The sequence below is a fragment of the Candidatus Kosakonia sp. 282A-S69 genome, from assembly GCF_029433855.1.
In the GTDB taxonomy this organism is placed as follows: Bacteria; Pseudomonadota; Gammaproteobacteria; order Enterobacterales; family Enterobacteriaceae; genus Kosakonia; species Kosakonia cowanii_A.
The window spans coordinates 719,782-741,312 of record NZ_JAROAU010000001.1 but is presented as its reverse complement, the minus strand read 5'-3'; the positions used below and the strand labels follow the sequence as shown (position 1 = coordinate 741,312).

General features: G+C 57.0%; 5 protein-coding genes and 1 tRNA gene. All 6 read right to left on the bottom strand.

Annotated features, from left to right (window positions below):
* The gene (locus PU683_RS03135) at positions 1–14,883 is read right to left on the bottom strand and encodes a hemagglutinin repeat-containing protein (protein ID WP_277170058.1); all 14,883 of its coding nucleotides are present in this window, start codon (positions 14,881–14,883) and stop codon (positions 1–3) included.
* Between the two features lie 11 nt (positions 14,884–14,894).
* Positions 14,895–16,556 carry a ShlB/FhaC/HecB family hemolysin secretion/activation protein gene (locus PU683_RS03130; RefSeq protein ID WP_277170057.1) on the bottom strand — a complete coding sequence of 554 codons (1,662 nt, stop codon included), beginning with the start codon at positions 16,554–16,556 and terminating at the stop codon, positions 14,895–14,897.
* A gap of 508 nt (positions 16,557–17,064) precedes the next feature.
* On the bottom strand, positions 17,065–18,207 hold the full coding sequence (locus PU683_RS03125; RefSeq protein ID WP_277170056.1) for a hypothetical protein: 1,143 nt from the start codon (positions 18,205–18,207) through the stop codon (positions 17,065–17,067).
* A gap of 487 nt (positions 18,208–18,694) precedes the next feature.
* Positions 18,695–18,770: transfer RNA gene (locus PU683_RS03120), tRNA-Thr, on the bottom strand.
* A 111-nt stretch (positions 18,771–18,881) separates the two neighbouring features.
* A complete protein-coding gene (gene proA / locus PU683_RS03115; RefSeq protein ID WP_277170055.1) occupies positions 18,882–20,135 on the bottom strand; it encodes a glutamate-5-semialdehyde dehydrogenase in 1,254 nt (417 codons plus the stop codon).
* An 11-nt stretch (positions 20,136–20,146) separates the two neighbouring features.
* Positions 20,147–21,250 carry a glutamate 5-kinase gene (proB, locus tag PU683_RS03110; protein ID WP_042715971.1) on the bottom strand — a complete coding sequence of 368 codons (1,104 nt, stop codon included), beginning with the start codon at positions 21,248–21,250 and terminating at the stop codon, positions 20,147–20,149.
* Between the last annotated feature and the right edge of the window lie 281 nt (positions 21,251–21,531).

Here is a 21,531-nt window from a genome sequence, read left to right as displayed (position 1 = left end):
TTATCGCTCTTTCTGTGTTGTTGGTGTTACGACAAATTTAAAGTTGGTGACTCCAGCTTCGTTGAATACCTTTGTATAATGGCTGGCCAGCTCCGGACTGTTTGTATGATATCGCGCACCGCCCTCAAAACCCGCCGAATATTTTTTTGCTTGTTCTACCATTTTTTTCTGCTCTGCTATTGCCCATGGTTTTGAGCCTCCTGGACTATCAGGGTTGCGAATAGAGGTAGACCAGTTATCCACGAATTTTGCTTCAATTGCTGTAACTTTACCACCAATTAAGGCAACTTCATCAGCAACGCCGTTTACAACTTTTCCATTCACAAGGGCTTCATACTTGCGATTATTATAAGAAGTGTTGCCATATTGAGAGCGAATGGTGCTTTCATAACTCTGTGCCTTATCAATCGCTCTTTGTCCAGTGACAACCACTGGCATTGTTGTCTCAAACTTCAGGCCAGGCTCATATTTCCCTTTCCCGCCCGGGATTTTTCCTCCCCTGCCGCCATCAGCCAAAGCTATACCGATTATTGTAGCCCACATGGTTTCTTGTCGGTACGACTCTACAGCTTCTCGGGTCTGGGTTGGACTTAGCCCGGCATTGTGTGCTTCATACTCAATTAACGAGGTATCAATGACTTTGTCTACAGGCCCATTACTCCAGTAGGACATTTCTGCATAATGGATCCAGAGAGGTGATTTTCTGATCTCCTCGCTCTGGCTCATTGATTGCCAGAGTTCATAGTTAATAGTTGCTAATTCATCTCTGTTTAATTGGCCTTTTTTCACCATGCTATCGACAACAGAAATAAATTTCTCTTTGTCATGATTGTACTTTTCTGCAGCGGAAGTGCAGGGACCTTTACCACCGGGACAGTTCTTGGCTGCTTCTAATATTTCCGCTATATCGGGAGCGCCATTCGCGATCAGTTTATTAACCAGCGCTTTCCGTTGATTGCATGATGTATCACCGCTCTTACAGGTAAAGTCATCACTCAGATAGTTATTTTCAACCGTCGTTTTCCCTGCCTGCGCCGCAGCAACCACACTTGCGCTGCTGTCGCCCACCAGGCCGCCGGCAAGGCCGGATGCCAGGGTTGCCAGTGCGGAAACGGTCTGTTTCTCTTCCTCGCTCAGTTCACCAACGGTTTTATGGTACGCGTCAACGGCAATTATCCCTGCCAGTTCGCCGGTGGCGGCTCCTGCCGCTGCGGTCGCTGCATCTTTTTTGCTGGCTGCCGCCAGCGCGGCATTTACCACGGCGTGGGCCAGCACGCGTGCTTGCCAATCTGTTTCGGGAATTAACCTGGCAATCTCATTCGCCAGGTAAGGTGCGGCGCCACCGGCAATCGCTGATTTGAGATCGCCTCCCGCCAGCGCCTGCACTGCGGCGGTTGTGGCGGTGATGGCACGCTGAACGCTGCCGCCTGTGCCCTGTTGTGTTTTCGCAAACTCACGGTTATAGAAGGTCTGGTACATCTGGTCACTGATAGCCTCATCAGTAACCGGCTTCCCTGCTTTCTGCAGCAGGCTGATGGCTGCCGCGCGGTCTTTCTCATCCGCGTGTTGCATGCTGGCTTTGGCGTTTTCCGTCGCGGTGATCTTCGCGTCGGTGCGCACAACATCCGAGACCTGGCTGCCAATCTCGCCAATCAGCTGTGCGGTTTGCAGCCGACGTTGCTCTTTTTCCTTGTTGAATATCGGGTCGATGCTGCCGTTGGCATGTTCCGTGTCGCGGCTCAGCGTGCTGACATCCTGCTGCTGATTGGCGCTATCGCGCACAATCACCGTACCGTCAGCCACCGCCGATTGCGTGGTGCCTTCGGCATGCCCGCTACCGCCGAGCCCGGTCAGCATGTTGCTCGCCATATTGCCGATCACATTGCCGGCAATGCTTCCCCCGGTGCTGAACCCGCCGCCGACGTGTTCGACTTTGTAATCCGCTTTGTTGGCGATATCCGTGAAGCCAAGCGTACCGGTGTCGAGCCGGTTTTTGTCAGCCTCTGCGCGGCTGGCAAGCACCGCGCCATCCAGTTGCGTATGGTTGCCGACCGTAACATCGAAACCACCCTTGCCAGCGAAGATACCCGTCTGCTCCTGCACCGAGTCGTAGTTGCTCTTCATCTTGTCGCGGCTGTAGCTGAAGCTGCCACCCGCTCCGCTGCCGAAGGTGTAATTCAACCCGCCGCTGACGCTCTGCTGCTTGCTGTTATAGGTATCGCTGTCCTGCAGGCTGCTCAGCGTCAGGTCTCGGCCAACATCCGCCGTCACCTTGTCGCCATTAACCTGCGCGCCCTGCAACAGGGTGTCGCGCCCGCTGCTCAGGCTGACATTTTGCCCGGCATCGAGCGTGCTCTCCTTCCAGGTGGTGCCGTTACCTTTCTCGCCGCCCTTCGCGGCGTTGCCGCTGGCGGAAACGGTAAACCCTGCGCCATCTTTTCCGGCGGTGATGCCGACACCAAGAGAACCGCCCTTGCTGGAGTTGCTGCCGGTGGTTTTCTGCGTATCTGCTGCGCCCGTGAGGGTGATATCCCGCGCGGCATCGAGAGTGAGATCTTTCCCGGCTTTCAGCTGGCTGCCCGCAATGGCAATATCGCCGCTGTTCGCCGCCTGCCCTTTGCCGCTGGCGGTGATGCTGAGATCGTTCCCGGCGTTAAGCGTGCTGCCGGTATTGGTCTCCTGCTCCGAGTGCGAGGTGGATTTCGACGACTGCCCACCGATGGAGGCCATCACGCCGAACGCACCGTTCTTCGTCATGTCGCCGCCGCTGGCAGCATCTGCCAGACGGCTCGCCTGCCCGGCCTGAATGCCGGAAAGCGCCGCTTTGGTGGCCTGCAATGCGGCCAGTCGCCCATCGCTCTGATCTTTGGCTTCCATGGCGGTGGTCGCCGCCGTATTGATTGCATCACCGACCGCGCCGGAGAGCGCCACCGTCAGGCCGCTGCTCTTCTGCTTGAACGTCTGGTCACTGACGCGTTTGTCACGGCCAGGTTCGACAACCACACTGTCGCCGGAAAGGGAGAGATCCTTTTTCGCCACCAGATCTGCGCCGCCCACATGCAGTTGCTCGCCGGCGTTAATCGCAACGTTGCCACCGTTGCTGCCAATGGCGCTCATACTCTGGCTCTGAGTAGTGCCTTTCTCTTTCAGATCCTGCGTGGTTTTGCTGGTGCCAATGGTGAAACCAATCCCGCCGGAGCCCATCAGGCCGCTCTTTTTCTTCTCTTTGAACTGCCAGTTGGAATCCGTGTTGGTGGCGGCCTCAATATTGACATCGTGACCGGCACTCAGCGCCACATTGCCATCACCCACCACATTCGAGCCTTTTACCAGCAGGTCGTTGCCGGATTTAAGGGTGATGTTATCGCCACTCAGCAACGTGCCCGATTCGCGCGTCGCGCTCTGCTCAGAGATGGTGTGCGTGGTGGTTTTTTTCAGGAACCCTTTCTTGGTTTTGGTTTGCTCCTGGTAGTGGTAATCGCTCTCGGTGGCGGTCGTCAGGTTGATGTCACGCCCGGCCTGCACGCCGATATCGCCCTGCGCTGTCACCTGTGCCGCCTCGGCGTTCATATCGCGCCCGGCGATAATCGTCGTGCCCGCGCCGCTGGCAATCTCCGTACCCTGCTGGCGTACCTGCTCGTTGATAACAGTTTTTTTGCGAGCTTTATAACTGTCGCCCTGCGTTGTCTCTGCAGCTTGCAGATCGACGTCGCGACCGGCCTGCATCCCGACCTGCTGCTCTGCTGCCAGCCCGGCTGCCTGGGAATGGATATCCTGCCCGGCGGTGAGGAACAAGTTACCGCCCGCGCTGACGGTGGTGCGATCAAGCCCGGTGCTGTGATTTTCGCTATTACCGTTACGGCTGTTCTGGCTGGTCTGCTGCGCATTCAGGTTGAGGTCATTGCCTGCCGCAAGCGAAGCATCTTTCCCCGCGCGAACATCGCTGGCGGTCAGCGTTAAATCTTCGCCAGCCTGCATAGAGAGCGATCCACCCGCCGTGATGCCGCTGCCCTGATAGTTCACCGTCGATCGGCTGGTCGGCGCTTGCCGCCGGAAGCCGGACTGACCGTGGGCATCGTTAATTTCAATGGCGTTGACGGCGATATTGCCGCCCGCATCGATCAGCAGATCGCCGCCTGCCGCCAGGGTAGAGCCGGTGAGCGTGATATCTTTTCCGGCCGTGAGCGATAAGCCATCCAGCGCCGTGATACTGGCGATGCTGCCAAGCGTGGTGTCCTTCAGGCTTATCGTGCCGCCCTTGCCCTGCGCATTAAGCGCAAACTGGTCAGCCAGAGTGATGTTGTTGATGCTGCCGTCGAGGCTCTCAAGCGCTACCGTTTTGCCACTGATGGCAGAGCTGATGTTGTTGATATCGCCAACGGCACTGAGATCAACATTGCCGCCCGCTTTCAGCAGCGCATCGTTGGTATTGATAATCTGCGAGGCGCTGTTAACGCTCAGATCGTTGCGCGCCAGCAGTGTGCTGCCGCTGTTGGTGACCTTGCCGCCATTAATGGTGACATTGTTCCCGGCGATAACGCTGCCGTTATTGACGGTGACATCTTTCGGCGAGAGGTAAAGTTTCGGGATCATCACCGTTTCGCCGCCGATGGTCGCGCGCTCCCACCACAGGATGCTGTGGTCCAGCGCCGCAATCTGATCGGCGGTGAGCGCGATACCAAACTGCAGCCCCAGGGATTGCTTCGCGTTAGCGGCGTTATCCATCAGGTAGCGCATCTGCTCCAGATCGGAGCCAATACCGTTCAGGTAGCGGTTACCGGTCTGGTTCAGCATGGCATTGCTGACATAACGGGTATCAAATGCGGCATCACCGAGGAAACGGTAGTCGTAATCCGGTTTCAGGTTGATGCGATCCAGCATGTAGGCTGAACCGAGGAACAGCTTCTCGTCGGTATACTTTGGATTGGTCTCGCGCGGCGCGACCAGTGTGGTCATGCCAGCCTGGACGAAGAGCGGGTTGCCTGCCAAATCAGGCGTTGATACGCCAGCCCCGGTGATACCACCTGGCGCACTGACAAGCTTCACGCCCTCCGACGGCGTCATTCCCTGCGGTAGCGACGGGCCATTTACCTGGCTGACTGGCGTAATGCCGCCAGGTAACCCGGAAGAGTTCTGCCCGGTTGGCTTCGCCGCAGGGTTAACCCCGGTCGGCAGGTTCGCGGCGTTATAACCGGGCGCGGAGGCCGAAGGCGACAGCCCCAGCAACACATTCAGGTCGCCGAACAGCGCCGGATCTAAATCACCCAGCCCGTCCAGTTTTGGGTTGAGGGTAATGAGATAGGGGCTTTTCGGGTTAGCCGACACCACGAAGTAGCCGTTATTACCCGTTGGCAGCGGCCAGGCGCTGGTATCAACGGTTTTCCCCTGGTGCTGACCGGGGCCGCTATTAGCGATATTTTTCAGTGCGGCCTGGGTAACATTGGCACTGGCCAGGCTTCCTGCATTACCGAGGCTGGCACTGCCTTTCTGCTGACCGCTGACGGTGCTCAGCGCAGTTCCGGCCGTTGTGCCATTGTCCAGCGAGCCGCCGCCGTTAATCTGCTGCAGCGCATTTTGTAGCTGATCCTGCCACTGCGGCGAGTTAACGGACGCAGAGCCTGCGGCAAGCGCCTGTTTCGCCACGCTACCGCCAATACCCTGGTTGCTCAGGGTATTGAGTGAGGGGGCAGGAATAGTATGTGTTATTCCCCCTGCATTAGATGTCGTCGCCGTGTTGCTGACATTATTCGTAAAATTGGCGGAAACCCTACCACCCGCCTGAATTACTGAGCGAAACACCTGATCGGTGTTATGCGTTTCGTATTGTGGAGCGCCGTCTAATGTATAGGTCACTTGACGGTTTTTATGTTTTAGTTTGACCGATCCACTAGACTGGCTGGGTGACCGAGCGGTTTTCCCATGGTATCTATAAACTCTATATTCATCTTCTGAATAACCAAAGTAAGATTGGTTATTCAGAGTATCACCAGAGAGGTTTATCTCATTTCCAGCCATTAAATTACTGGCCTGGTTATTCAGCATGGCAGCGTTGATATTAAGATTCCGGCTTGCAGAAATGCGTGATGCACCTCCTTTTGCAGTGACGTTAACAACGGTTGATCCCACCAAATATCGCTGCACACTCCCTTTTGCCATTGGTGCGACCTCAGCAACCACACCGGCCCCCCCAAAGCCACCTACCATCTCAAAAATATATCCCCATTCATCGGGGGGTAAGTCCCTGACTTTCAGCACAATTGAATTTGCTCCGCTTGCCGCAGGACTGCCTGCCGCCGCCTGATAGCTGCGTGATTCACTGATCCCCTCACGCTCATTCAATAGTTTCCCCGTCCGAATCGTGATATCACCGTTCTGCGTCTCAATATTTCCTGACGTGTTAACCACTTCACTATTCGCATTCCCCGCCGCATCACGCTGCATCGACAGGTTATTCCCTGCCAGCATATCGCCGCGCTGGTTGGTGATACTGTTCGCATAGAGCGCCAGGTTATTCGCCGCGTAGAGCAGCGCGGTGTTAATAATGCTTCCCGGCGCGCTGAGCGTCAGGCTGCCGCGGGTGCCGGTAAAGCCGTTTACCGCGATCGCGCCGCGGCTTGACAGCGTCACATCACCGCCGCCCTGCAGAGAGCCATTACCATTCAGCACAATCGTGCTGCCGCTTAGGGTGCTGCTGCCGTTGCCGGTGGTGATTTGCCCATTGTTCGTCAGCTGCCCGCCTGCGCTCAGGTTGACCGCCTGGCCCTGCATCACAGACTGGTTATCAATTGCGCCATTGCTGCTGATGTTCAGATTCCTGCCCGCCGCCAGCGCCGTTTTACCGGTAAAGGCATCGGCGAGTTGCAGCGTCAGGTTGCCCAGCGCAACCACCTGCCCCAGCGTATTCATCCCGGTTGCGCCAACAAACAGATCGCCGCCGCTGAAGAGCTTGCCGCTGGCAGACTGATTCACTTGTGAGGCATTGACCGTCAACTGGCTGTTGCCCAGCAGCGTGCCGTTGTTAGTCAGTTGGGCGTAATTCAGCGCCAGGTTGTTGGCCTGGGTGGTACCCTGGTTAGTGAAGGTGTTGCCGGTCAGCGTCATCTGGTCGGCAAGCAGCGTCCCGGTGCCGGCGTTATTGGCGGCATTGAGGATCAGATTGGTGGCCTGTAACCAGCCCGCGCCGCTGTATTGCGGGGTGGTTAAGGTCAGACGCGCGCCGGAGAGGAGTTTGCCCGCATTTATTGCCTGTGCGGTGCTCTCAATGCGGGTTTCGCCCGCGCCCTGAATTAGCCCATAGTTGAACAGCGATGGTGCGGTGAGCGTTAACCCTCTGGCGCTCACCAGTTCGGCACCCGCATTGTTGGTCAGCGAGCTCGCCGTAAGCGTAAGATCACCGCCCTGGATTTTGCCCTGGTTGCCCACGGTGGCGGCGGTAAGGCCAAGCGTACCGTTGCTGGCAAACGTGCCCCGCGCCTGCTGGGTGAATGCGCCGTTGAGCGTCGCGGTCGCACTGTCGCGCCCGCTGATGGCGCCGCTGTTATCGAGTGTGTTGCCCTTCAGCGTAAGGGTGGCTGCCGCCCACTGCCCCTGGTTGGTAAGCGAGAGCGCCTGCAACGCCGCCGCCCCCATAGCGGTAATTTTACTGCCCGCCGTGGAGTTGAGATTACCCGTAAGCGTCAGGTTCAGCGCCCCGGCGCTCTGCACCGCGCCGCCATTCTCCAGCGACTGGGCCGCCAAAATCACCCGGTTTCCTTGCCAGTTCCCGGCGTTACGCACCGTCCCGGCGGTAATATCCAGCGTGCCCTGAGTGAGTAACGATCCCGTCGCGCCATTGCTCAGCTCAAGCGCCGGAGCCACCAGCGCCATGCGCGCCAGTGTGGTGACAGCAGGTTGACGATTATCCAGTTGCAGGCCTTTCAGACCGATCAGTTTGCCGGTGTTGGTGATGCGGCTCTCATGCGCCGCCAGGCTGTTGCCCTGCAGCATGCCGGTGTTGGTCAGCGACTGGCCGCTCAGCGTGATATCACCGGCGCTCAGCATCTGCCCGTCGTTGTTCAGCGTCTGAGCACGTACATTCATTCCACCCTGGCTGGTTAACGAGCCGGATAAGGCCAGCGTATTGCCGACATTCGCCGTCAGCTCACCCTGGCTCAACAGCGAGCCGCCGAGCGTCCAGTTATCGGCGGCCACATTGACCTGGCTGCCCTGCAACGTCCCCAGCGTAGTGAGCGATCCACCATCCAGCGTCAACGCACCGCCGCTCAGCGTGCGCGATCCCGCGCCGGTGGTCAGCGTGTCGCCGCTCACCGTCAGGCCATTATTGCCCTGCCACAAGCCGTTGTTGTGCAGCTCCGGGCCACTTAACGTCAGAGTATTACCGGTGATGCGTCCGATGTTGGTCAGGGTTTGCGCGCGTAAATCGGTCGCGCCCCCGCTGACCAGTTGCCCGTCATTGGTGACATCTGCGCCGTAAACCCCGGTCAGCCCCTGCAGGCCGTTAACCAGACCGCGGTTGTTCAGGCTCGAACCGTTTAACGAGACGGCGGCCCCCTGCACTGTTCCGCCATTTTCCAGCTTGCCGGCATTGAGCGTCATGGCATCGCCGGAGAGCAAACGGCCGCCCGCCTTATTGAGTAGCGTGTCCGCCGTGGCCTGCAACCCGTGCGTTCCCTGCATTAACCCGCTGTTGCTGAGCGCTCTGCCCTCAAGGGTCAGTGACTGCGCGGCGATGTCACCGCTGTTAGTCTGTGTATCGCCACGCAGCACCGCGTCCTGATGGGCAAGCAGAGTTCCGCTATTGGTCAGTATGCCGCGCAGTGTGGCGTCGAGAGCGTCAGACTCCACGCTGCCCCCGTTGACCAGCGTGAGCGCATTCAGGGTCAGCCCGCCGTTCACATAGAGCTGCCCCTGGTTCTCCAGCCGATCGAGATTCAGCGCCAGCGCGTTGCCGCTGACCAGTTGACCCTTGCTGCCATTCAGCAGGTTAAGGGTGCTGAGCGTCAGGGCATCGTTGCCCTGCAACAGGCCGGTGTTGGTCAGTTCAGGCGCGGTAAGCCGCAGTACTTTTGCCGCCAGTTTGCCGCCGTTCTGGGTTTGCGCCGTGCGGATATCCGCCGCGCCCTGGCTCAGCATCTGCCCCTGGTTATCCAGCTTGCCGCTTAGCGTGGCGTTAAGATCGTCCTGCGCCTGCAGGGTGCCGTCGTTGTGCAAACTGTCGGCGTTTGCGGTAACGGTGCGGCCCTGGAGCTGCCCCTGGTTATCCAGCGTGCTTCCATTAAGCGTAAGGCCGTTGCCGCTCAGCATCTGCCCGCTGGCCGCATTCACCAGCGAGGTGCCATCCCAGGCAAGCGTGTCGCTGCCCTGAATCAACCCGCTGTTACGCACATCGCCGTGCAGGGCGAACACTTTAGCCATCAGCGTGCCGTCATTCTCGCTGCCTGCCGCCCGGAGCGTCAGCGCCTGCTGGCTGATGATGCGCCCCTGGTTATCCATTTTGCCGCTAACTTCGGCATTCAGCCCATTTTTGCCCAGCGCGGTGCCGCTGTTGAGCCACTCGCCGGTGGCTAAATCCAGCGTATCGCCCTGCAACTGGCCGGCATTGACCAGGCGGCCATTTTTCACGGTGACGGCGCCATTGCTCAGCACGACGCCGCCCTGCTCATTGTTCAGGCTGGCGCCGGTTGCCGACAGGCCATTCGTGCCCTGCAACGTTCCACTGTTGGTAATATCGCCCTGCTTCAGCGTCAGGCTGTTACCTGCCATCAGGCCCTGGTTAAGCAGCGTCGGTGCGCTGAGCGTCAGGCCGCTCTCGCCAATGATGCGCCCGTTATTGTGGTTTATCGCCTGCCGCGTGAGCGTCAGCAGCAGTGAGGTGGCGGTCAGCTCACCGCGGTTCTCCAGGCTCTGCGCCGTCACGCTGCCGGTATCTGCCGAGACCAGCCCATCGTTCACGATATTGGCTGAATTGAAGGTGAGGTTTTTGTCAGCCAGCAGACGCCCGCTGGCGGCATTGGTCAGGTTTCGGTAATCACTGGAGAGGCTGACGCCGTTGATCTCGCCGTCGTTTACCAGCGTGTTGCCACCAATATGCAGCTCGCCATCGGTGGTGATGAGACCGCTGTTGGTTAATTCAGGGGTGGCGAGGGTGAAGCCCTGCGTGGAGTAGATCGTCCCGCCGGAGAGGTTATCCAGTTTGCCGGCCTGAAGAGCGAGCACGCGGGTGCCCTGCAACAGGCCGCTGTTGCGGATCTTCCCGCCGTTCATCGCAAGGTTGTCGGCAACCAGCGTACCGCTATTCGACAGCGTAGTTTGCCCATTTAAATTGATGCCGGTCGCGCTGGACTTGCCGCCATGGCTCAGCGAATTGGCTTTAACATCCAGCGCGCCTTTGACCGCCTGCGTTCCGTTTAGGGTGACGTTGTCCGCCTCGAGGGTCATATTGCCCTCGCTCTGCAACTGCGCCTGCTGCTGGCTGCTCAGCGTCCCGGCGTGAACAGTAAGCGCACCGCCAGCGTTCACCTGCCCGTCGAGATCGGCCCCCGTTTGTGCACGCAGCACCACATTGCCGATACCGGTAATGATGGAGCCCGTGCCGCTGGCGAGCGTTCCGGCCTGCACGCGCAGTGCGCTATCGGATGCCAGCGTGCCGCTGTTTTGCACCCGATCGCCCGTGATATCAAGAGCCTGTCCCTGTACCGTACCGCTGTTGTTAAGTGCTGTGACACTGGCGGCGAGCTGGCCTTTTGCCGCCACCGCACCGAGGTTCGTTACTTCTCCCCCACGGATCTGCGCCGCGCCCGCTGCGTTCAGCGTGCCGCTGTTTTGTATGGCGTCGCCGCCGATATCCAGCGTCTGGCCCTGTAAAGTGCCGCTGTTGATAAGCGTCTGGCTATCGGCCGTTAGCTGACCTTTTGCCGCCATCGTTGCGCGGTTATCCAGCAGCCCGGCGCGAAGCTGCGTATCACCCGCAGACAAGGTTGAGCCGCTGTTGCGCAGCGTATCAGCGGCGATCTCCAGCGTCTGGCCTTCAAGCGAGCCGCTGTTATCAAGCGTTGCGCCTTCGGTGGTTAAGCGCCCTTTGGCGGTGATCGCGCCGCGGTTTTCCAGCGTGTTGGCACGTAGCAGCGCGTCGGAAGTAAAGGTCAGTGCTCCGTCGTTGCGTAACGTATCGCCGATGAAGGCCAGGGAGAGCGCCTGAATAGTGCCGAGGTTGTTGAGATGTGGAATGTTTAACAGCAGGCTCTGCACCGAATAGATCGAGCCGCCGGTCTCGTTATCCAGTTGCCCGGTGTTCAGGTTCAGCGCCTGGGTGCCCTGGAGCAGGCCCCGGTTGGCGATCTGCCGTGCGTTCAGCGCCAGGCTATCCGAAATCAGCGTGCCGCTGTTGGTCAATCCATCCTGCGCGGTGAGTGCGATACTTCCCGCGCTCGTTCGGCCGCCGTGGTTCAGGGTGTTGGCCTTCACCTCCAGCGTCCCTTTCGCCCACTGCGCGCCGTTAAGCGTGGCGCTGTCGGCGGCGATCGCCATCTTGCCGCCGCTTTGCAACTGGGCGGTGCTGGTCAGCGTGCCTGCCTCAACCTCCAGCGATTTGTCGGCGTTGAGTTGCCCTTGCAGCGAGGCGTCACGTTTTGCTGAAAGCTGGAGGTTACCTTTGCTGTTGAGCGTGGAGTCAGCCGTTGTCGTCACGGAACCGGCATCAATACGCAGCGCGTCATCCGCGACCAGCATGCCGCTGTTGCGCACCTGCCCGCCGCGCATATCGAGGGTTTTGCCTTGCAGCGTCCCGCTGTTTTCCAGCACATCACCGGCAATGCCGAGCGTCAGCCCCTGCATCATGCCCTGGTTGTTCAACCGCCCGGCGCTGGCATTCAGGGGGCCTTTTGCCGCCACGTTACCGCGGTTTTCCAGTTGCTGAGCTTTTAGCGCCAGCCCGGTATCGGCAAGCAGCTTGCCCTCATTTTGCAGCACATCGCTGGTGGCATTAAGCGACAGCCCCTGAATGGTGCCGCTGTTGTGCAACTGCGGAATGTTGAGGATCAAATCCTGAGCAGTGTAGATCGTGCCGGACGCCTGGTTATCCAGCCGATCCGCCTGCAAATTGAGCGCCTGGGTGCCCTGAATCTGCGCGGAGTTGTTAATCTGCGCGGCATGCAGCGCGAGGTTATCCGCGATCAAGGCCCCGCTGTTGTTGATATTATTTTTCGCCGTCAGAGCGACAGCGGCTCCGCTCATCTCTCCGCTGTTGTTGATGCCATCTGTTGCCGTCAGGGTGACAGCAGCCGCACTGGTCTGCCCGCTATGGTTGAGTGTTTTCGCTGTCACAGTGAGCGCGTCCTGCGCGGTTTGCGTCCCGCCAAGCGTCGCGTCATCCGCGCTGAGATCCATGCGGCTCTTGCTTTCCAGACGCCCGGCGTTGGTTAGCCGGGTAGCGTTAGCCATTAACGGGCCTTTTGCAGCGATGTTACCCCGGTTATCGAGCTGCCCGGCTCTCAGCCAGAGGCCGGTATCGGCAAGCAGTGTGCCCTCGTTTTGCAGCACATCGCCCGTCGTGCTGAGCGACAGCCCCTGGATGGTGCCGCTGTTGTGCAGTTGTGGAATGTTGAGGATCAGATCCCGGGCGGTGTAGATCGTGCCGGACGCCTGGTTCTCCAGCCGATCCGCCTGCAGATTGAGCGCCTGGGTGCCCTGAATCTGCGCGGAGTTATTAATCTGCGCGGCATGCAGCGCGAGGTTATTCGCCACCAGCGACCCGCTGTTGTTGATGGCATCTGTCGCCGTCAGGGCAACGGCAGCCGCACTGGTCTGCCCGCTGTGGTTAAGCGTTTTCGCCGTTACATTAAGCGCGTCCTGCGCGGTTTGCGTTCCGCCAAGCATCGCGTTATCCGCGCTGAGATCGACACGCCCCTTGCTTTCCAGACGCCCGCGGTTATTAAGCTCAGTCGCGCTGGCGGTGAGCTGGCCTTGCGCCGCGATGCTCCCCTGGTTTTCCAGTTGCCTTGCCTTCAGCCACAGGCCAGTATCGGCAAGCAGCGTGCCCTCATTTTTCAGCACGTCGCCGGTGATACGCAGCGACAGCCCCTGCACCGTGCCCTGATTGTTCAGCTGTGGCAGGGTAAAGTTGAGATCTTTTGCTGAATAGAGCGTACCGCTGGCCTGGTTATCCAGCAGGCTGGTATTCAGGTTCAACGCGTCGCTGCCCTGAACCTGCCCGCTGTTGCGGATATGCGCCGCGCCGAGAGTCAGGTTATTTGCCACCAGCGAACCACTGTTGGTCAGGGTGTCGCGGGCATTGAGGTTGAGCGCACTGGCGCTTGATTTGCCGGTGTGATCGAGTGTATTGGCCGTGACCTCCAGCGCCCCATTCGCCTGCTGAGTGCCATTCAGCACTGCATTATCAGCGCCGAGCCGGATATTACCGCTGCTTTGCAACTGCCCCGCCAGGCCGTTATTGAGCCAGCTGGTTTCGGCGGTGAGTTGCTGTTTTGCCGCGATGGTACCCTGGTTATCCAGTTGCCCGATCTTCAGTTGCGTATTGCTTTCCGACAGCAACGTGCCGCTGTTATGCAGCAGATCGCCGGTCAGGTTGAGTGAGCGCCCCTGAACCGTGCCCTGGTTGTTGAGTTGCGGCAGCGTGAGTGTGAGATCCTGCGCGGAGTAAAGCGTACCGCTCGCCAGGTTATCCAGTTGAGTGGTGTTGAGATTCAGAGCCTGGGTGCCCTGAAGTTTCCCGCTGTTGGTGATGTGCGACGCGCCAAGCGCCAGCTCCTCCGCCACCAGCGAGCCGCTATTGGTGAGCGTGTCCTGGCCGGTCAGCGCGATGCGATTCGCCGTAGAGGTTCCGCTGTGGGTGAGGCTTTTTGCCTTAACCTCCAGCGTCTCTTTCGCCACCTGGTTGCCGTTAAGCGCCACCGCCTGCGTCCCGGCGATAACCATATTGCCGCCCGTCTGGTGGCTTCCGTTCAGCGTCACGCTCTCGCCGCTCGCGGTTAACGATCCGCTGGCGACACTCTCCCGGATAACCATTTTCCCGTTGGCATCAAGCTGGATATCGCCCTGCCGCGCGGCCAGGTTGCCGAGATTCACCCCGACGCCTTTTTCGGTCGAGACCAGATGAATGCGGTTGGCATACATGCCGCCGAGCGCGCCGGTATCCACCGCCACGACCGGAGCCGCGCCTTCGCCAGCAATCGGTGTGGCGTTTCCGCTGGCATCGATGCGATTAGCGCCTGCGGTTACCGTTAAGGCTTTCGCATGGATCGCGGCGTTCACTTCGGTGGCGCGCGAGATCAGCGACAGCGCATCGCTCGCGCTGGCGTCCAGCCCCTTCCCTTCCACCGTAATGGTGCCTTTTGTCACCTCCAGCGCCGAGAGGTTGCCCGCCGCGTCAAACTGCGGCTTACCGGTTGTCAGCGTAGCATTCGGCGTGTTGATAAAGCCGCAGCCGTTACAGGTGATGCCATACGGGTTGGCGACCATGACATTCGCCGCTTTCCCCGCTACTTCGGTATAGCCCTGCAACTGGGAACGGCTGCCGCCGGTGACTTCGTTGATAATGCCGCGCGCTTCCTGGCCTGCGCGCAGGTTCGGGTTATTCTGGACAAGCCCGCCCAGCTGCGTCTGCGTAAGCTGACCGGTGGCGTTATTGAGGATTACCCCCTCGGTGCCGACGTTGTAATCTTTGAACTGGTTATGGGAAATTCCCGCGCCGTTAGGCGTGGCGATATTGACCACCGGCACGCCATTGGCGGCCTTGTCCATGGTGGCCGGGCCATTCGGCGTGATGGCCGCAGCAAAGGAAGGCGCAACGGGCTGCCAGACCAGCAGGCTGATAATCAGCCAGCTCAGCGCGCGTTGTGAGAAACGAACAGGTTTGACAGTATCCATTGCCTTCTTCCTTAAAATGTCACCGCAACACGCCAGTTAAGCGTCAGATGATCCGGCCCCAGCCAGTCGGGATAGGCGAGCGGCGTCCCTAATGTGATTTGGCTTGCGAACCAGCGCCCGGCGCTGCTAAGCGATGCCGCTGTACCCCACAGCGTGCCCGAAGCGAATTTGTCGAAACGATCCTTTTCCAGCCAGCCGCCGTCCAGCGCGACGGTGGCGCTGATCTGCCCGAGCACCGGCAGGGTAAACAGCGGGTAGTTGAGTTCGTTGCGCCAGTAACCCCCGTTATCGCCGGAGAGATACTGCTCTTTGAAGCCGCGAACGGAGCTTTCGCCACCGAGGGTCAGCCGTTCACTGCCATAAAGTCTGTCCGGCGACCACTGCCCGTACAGGCTGCTAAGCCACAGAAGTTCATGGGTTACCGGGCGCTGGAAACTGGCGCTCAGGCTCCACTTACGGAACTCTGCGCGCGGCACGTCGCCGATCTTCTCTTCATCGGTTTCGGCGTTAAACCACGGCATACCGTGGCTGTAACCGGGGTTGAACGTTGCCACACCGCCGAACATTTTCTGCGTGTGGTTAATACCAAGCTGGAGGCTGGAGAGGTTGCGGGTGCTGCTTTTCAGCGGCGCGTCGTTAAGCCAGTTACGGCTGGAGCGCTGGGTTACGCCCGCCGAGAGCGCGGTTTTGATATCGCCATTACGAAACACCACCCATGAGCCATTCAGCCGATGGGTTTTGGTGTCCCCCGTCGAAATCCATGGAAAACCCTGATTCATGATAGTGGTGCGGTAGTTACTCCAGGAATAGCTGTAATCCAGAAGCCCATAGCCATAAGGCACGCTGACCCCGGTCTGGAGACTTTGCGCATCATATCCGGTGGCAAAGTCACTGCTGCGCCCGCCGCTGACAAACCATTTATCAGCCAGCCCCAGCAGGTTATTTCCACTCAGTGAACCGTTTAACTGCTCCTCGCCAGTGCTCTTCTGCCCGCTATTATCCAGCGAGAGAGAGGCACTTAACGGAAATTCCGGCGTGGCGGTGAGGTTAACGATGGAATATCCCGGCTCGGTATCCGGTACTATTTCTATCTGCACAGGATTGCTGCGCAAACGGTTTATTTGCTCCATCCCCTGCTCAATATCACGCAGATTTAGCACCTTGCCTTCCAGACCGGGGAAAACCATTTTCAGCATGCGCGGGGTTTCACCGTCGAGGCGGATATGGCTTAATTTCCCTTCCATTATTACCAGGCGTAATTCACCCTGCGACAGATCTTGTTCAGTAAGAAACGCGCGGCTGGTGATATAGCCGCGGCTGATATACCAGTCAGAAATAGCGGTGGTTAATTCGGTGATTTTTGCCATATCCAGGCATTGATTCAGCCAGGGAGAGATAAGCTTCTGCTGCGCTTTCGCGCTGATAAGCGTGACGCCTGAAAGGGTGATGGTGTGGATGGTGAAACAGGGGCCCTGAGCCGTGCCGTCAGGCGTACGCGCCTCCTGCTGCGGCAGCGGCGTGCTTCGTTCCAGCTCATCGCGCTGTTGCTGGTTCTGGCGCAGCAGCTGTTCCTGCTGTTGACGCACCGCATCCCGGTCAGCTGGCGATAATGGCGCAGCCTGTGCGGCAGAAATAAATAATATAAACAGCAAGAAATAACGCACTTTTCTCATCCCTGAAGAAAACACAGGTCACCCGACCAATATAATTTTGGTTAAGTTGCTTTTAATAATGATTTCTAAGTATTTTCTTATGATTTAATTAAAAAGGCAACACTCATCGGGGCAAATAGATAATGAGGTTTTAAATTTAACTTTAGGTCAGGATATATTCTGGAAAAGAGTGAGGGGCATCTCGGTGTATTTACATGTTCAATGTGTAGCAGAGTTGGTTAATGATATACCATTACCATTTTTGATAAATTTAAGCATCGGTTATTTAACGCCACCATGCTACTTAAATTGGTAGGTTTATAGAGTTCAATCAGCAGCAATGTGCAAAGGCTGAGTGGTTACATTTCCTTAAGGGAGAAGCAAAGGAACGGCACCAGTTGCATGAATTGTCTGAGGAAGAGATATTCTTAGCGGCACTTTAAGGTATTTTTTTTGAAGGCCATTTCGTTGCCGGGAAATGAGCGCATATGTATAAAAGCCCCTGCTTAGGGGCTTTTATACAAACTATTTAGAGGGAGCTTTTTTTTGCAGCTTCAATTTCCGCCTTACAAATATCGTCATTCGTAAATAAGTACTGAATGTAGAGATAACCTTGTTCTGCGCTGATCGCCTTAGTTTCAATCGAGATAGAGGCAATATTATTTTTAAGCGGCATTTCTTTTGTTCCCCTCCAGGTGGTAGATAAGAAACGTTCATTTTTGAGTAGTCCCATCATCCAGTCCTGAGGTTCTTTCCATAGTGAGCCTGCCAGTAAAACGTCTGTCGTTTTACCCTTTCCATAAAGCGAACTGAGCGAACCCTTTAAATCTTCAAACTTAGATTTGAGGGCCAGCCCATGGCTATCAGTATCAATATCTCTACCTACAGCCCGAATTTCACATAAGCCAGATTTTGGTGATATCAGTAAACCGTACATTCCAAAATTTGCGTTTTGCTTTGGCAATTTATCGGAAGTATAAAGATTCACGCTATCAGGAAATGGCTTTAGCTCCGCCCCGATCATATCCTCTATATTCTTTTTGGTCAGGCCAGCCTCAAGACCGAACGGACCTTCAGCTGGTGGTAGCTGAGGGGGCTGTTGCTCTGTATATTTAGCTGTTGCTGTCTTTTTAGTGCTAGTGGGAGCGACATCATCCTGAACCGATGCCAGCTTTACTTCAGCAAGCCCATACTTAGCGGTAAGATATTTTTGCTGCAGCATTGCCATGCTCTGCTCTTCAGTGGCAACGGTTGATAGCTTAAGTGACTGTATTAAACCTCCACTGTATTGGTTGGCATCAGCTTTAGCTTCGTTAATTGTTCTAGTCAGGCTATCAATTTCAGTTTTAATCGACGCAGCAAGTTCAGGGTCTGGCTTGATACCAGAGATAACGACGTTAATTTTAGCTCCTGACTCAATAGCATTGATACGCTGTTCTAAAAGAGCCTTATTCGTTCCCAATACTTCCAGTCTTGCGTTAGTTAAATTCTTAATCAAACCACCAGAAAATTGTTGATCAATTTTTTTCGCTGCTGAAATTTCGCTCTCAGTCTGGGACAACTCAGCCTTAAGAGCCGCAACTTCCTGTTTTTGTTCGGGTGTTAACGCTTTAGGTCCACACGCCGTTAACATTGTTACACATACCAACGTTGCAATCAGTGTCTTATTCATTTCCCCTGCCCAATTAAATATCATTAAGATTAATCCTAACAGGAAGCTATGAATAAATGAACTTTTGTATAGACTTATCTTCCAGTGCATACATATTGATTAATGGATGATTCGATTAATGCCACGCATCTCCTAAGAGCATTCTCACGGACATCTTTTAAGGGCGTTAATGTCAAAAGATCGAGATCACTTACATCAAGCACAAGTTCTTGCAAAAAGTTTTGTCGCCAATGTTAACAAGCTCACGCCAACGAGAAAATATATCTTCATTGGCAATATTCTAAGCCTGATGTCCTTTTTCTGAATGCAACTAGCTGTAAGTATTGTTGGTATACCTCTAAGACCGAATAGCCTGTGTACGCCCTGATATACACCAAATGATGACGATTAACGGGTACAACAATAAAGATTAAGTGATGAAAAAATGGGATAAACCTGGAGAGTGCAAGGTTCCTGGGTACTTGAGTGGGCTTAGAAGAAGTTGAAGTGGTGCCGATAATAGGAGTCGAACCTACGACCTTCGCATTACGAATGCGCTGCTCTACCAACTGAGCTATATCGGCCCTGCGAGGTGTTCACGAGCGTGAATCACGGGTTAGAAGGTTAAAACTAAGCGGGTGATGCGTCAATGCCCCTGTGAATCAAACGGCTACTTTTGCATCACCCGACTTTATTTACGCACGAATGGTATCGTCACCAAAACCGATCCACTTATAGGTGGTCAGTGCTTCGAGGCCCATCGGGCCGCGCGCGTGCAACTTCTGCGTGCTGACCGCCACCTCCGCGCCGAGGCCAAACTGGCCGCCGTCGGTAAAGCGCGTCGAGGCGTTCACATACACCGCTGAGGAGTCGACTTCGTTGATAAAGCGGTTGGCATTGCGCAGGGTGCGGGTGAGGATCGCATCGGAGTGCTGCGTGCCGTGCTGGCGAATATGATCGATCGCATCATCAAGATCGGCGACGATCTTCACATTCAGATCCAGCGACAGAAACTCATCGTCATACTGCTCCGCCTTCACCGCTTCAACCTTCGCCGGGCCATTTTGCAACAGCGCGAGCGCCTGCTCATCCGCATGCAGCGTCACGCCGCTCTCCGCCATCTGCTGGCTGAGCGCTGGCAAAAAGGTGCTGGCAATGCCCTGATGCACCAGCAGCGTCTCAACGGTGTTACAGGTGCTCGGGCGCTGGGTTTTGGCGTTGACAATAATCTTCAATGCCGGAGCGATCTCTGCCGTTTCATCGACCAGAATATGGCAGACGCCGATACCGCCGGTGATAACCGGGATCGTCGACTGCTCACGGCAGAGCTTATGCAGCCCTGCCCCACCACGCGGGATCAACATGTCGATGTACTTATCCATACGCAGCATCTCGTTGACCAGCGCGCGATCCGGGCTCTCAATCGCCTGTACCGCGCCCGCCGGTAAACCGCACTCTTCCAGCGCCTGCTGTATCACTTTCACCGTTGCAGCGTTGGTGCGCCAGGTCTCTTTCCCGCCGCGCAGGATCGCGGCGTTGCCGGTTTTCAGGCACAGGGAGGCGACATCCACGGTGACGTTCGGCCGCGCTTCATAAATCACGCCGATCACGCCCAGCGGCACGCGGCGGCGCTCGATGCGCAGCCCGCTGTCGAGCACGCCGCCATCTATCACCTGGCCGACCGGATCGGCGAGTTTGCACACCTGGCGGACATCGTCAGCGATGCTTTTTAACCGCGCCGGGTTGAGCGCCAGGCGGTCAAGCAGCGCGTCGCTAAGACCATTACTGCGCGCTTCCTGCAGATCCTGCTCGTTGGCCAGCAAAATCGCGTCGGACTGCGCCTCTAAATAGTCGGCAATCTTCTCCAGCACGCGGTTTTTTTCCTGGCTTGTGAGCAACGCCAGCTTGTACGACGCAGCTTTCGCCGCGATGCCCATTTGTTCCAGCATACCTCTGCTCCTTAACGGGTGATCATATCGTCGCGGTGCACCGCGACAGGGCCATACTCATAGCCCAGAATCTCATCAATCTGCTGCGAATGGTGACCGGCAATCCGGCGCAGCGCATCGCTGTTGTAACGGCTTACGCCGTGGGCGATATCGCGCCCCTGCAGATTACAAATGCGGATCACTTCCCCACGGGAGAAGTTGCCTGTCACGCTCTTGATCCCTTTCGGCAGCAGCGAACTGCCCCGCTCAAGAATAGCGGCGGTTGCCCCTTCATCAACGGAGATCTCACCGGCCGGCGGTGCGCCGAAGATCCAGCGTTTACGGTTCTCCAGCGGCGAAGTCTGGGCATGGAAACGTGTGCCGACCGGCGTGCCGCTCACCACATCGGCAATCACGCCTGGCTTGCTGCCTGCGGCGATAATCGTCTCGATACCGGCACGGCAGGCAACGTCGGCGGCCTGTAATTTGGTGCCCATGCCGCCGGTGCCGAGGCCGGACACGCTGTCGCCCGCAATAGCGCGCAGCGCATCATCAATGCCGTAGACATCTTTAATCAGCTCCGCCTGCGGGTTGTTGCGCGGATCGGCGGTAAACAGCCCCTGCTGATCGGTGAGCAGCAGCAGCTTATCGGCTCCGGCCAGAATCGCCGCCAGCGCCGAGAGGTTGTCGTTATCACCGACTTTGATCTCGGTGGTCGCCACGGCATCGTTCTCGTTAATCACCGGCACGATGTTGTTATCCAGCAGCGCGCGCAGCGTGTCGCGGGCGTTGAGGAAGCGCTCGCGATCTTCCATATCGGCGCGGGTCAGCAACATCTGACCAATATGAATCCCGTAAATGGAGAAGAGCTGCTCCCAGAGCTGAATCAAACGGCTCTGACCGACGGCCGCCAGCAGCTGTTTTGAGGCGATAGTAGCGGGCAGTTCCGGGTAGCCCAGGTGCTCACGCCCGGCGGCGATGGCGCCAGAGGTAACGATTACAATGCGATGCCCGGCGGCGTGCTGCTGCGCGCACTGGCGCACCAGCTCCACAATATGGGCGCGGTTAAGGCGACGGGAACCGCCTGTTAAAACACTGGTGCCGAGTTTTACCACCAGCGTCTGGCTGTCACTCATGATTCTCTGCCGTTTTTAGAAAAAATAGGAAGTTTGTTAGTAATCAGACGTTGTAACAGGAGTGAGCGCGCTTGCCAACCGCCAGCGTGATTCGACCACTTTTTTGTTGCGCGGGATCAGCAAGCGTAGCGGCAGAGTTTGACAATTTTATGGCAAACACAAAAAAACATAACTTTTTCAAATTACTCTTACTTTGTCATAAATCTTTCATTTCAGAGCGTTACAACCCTTCCTGTTTTTCACGGGGCGAGAGCCCAGCGAATAGTGGCGCGTTAGTTCAA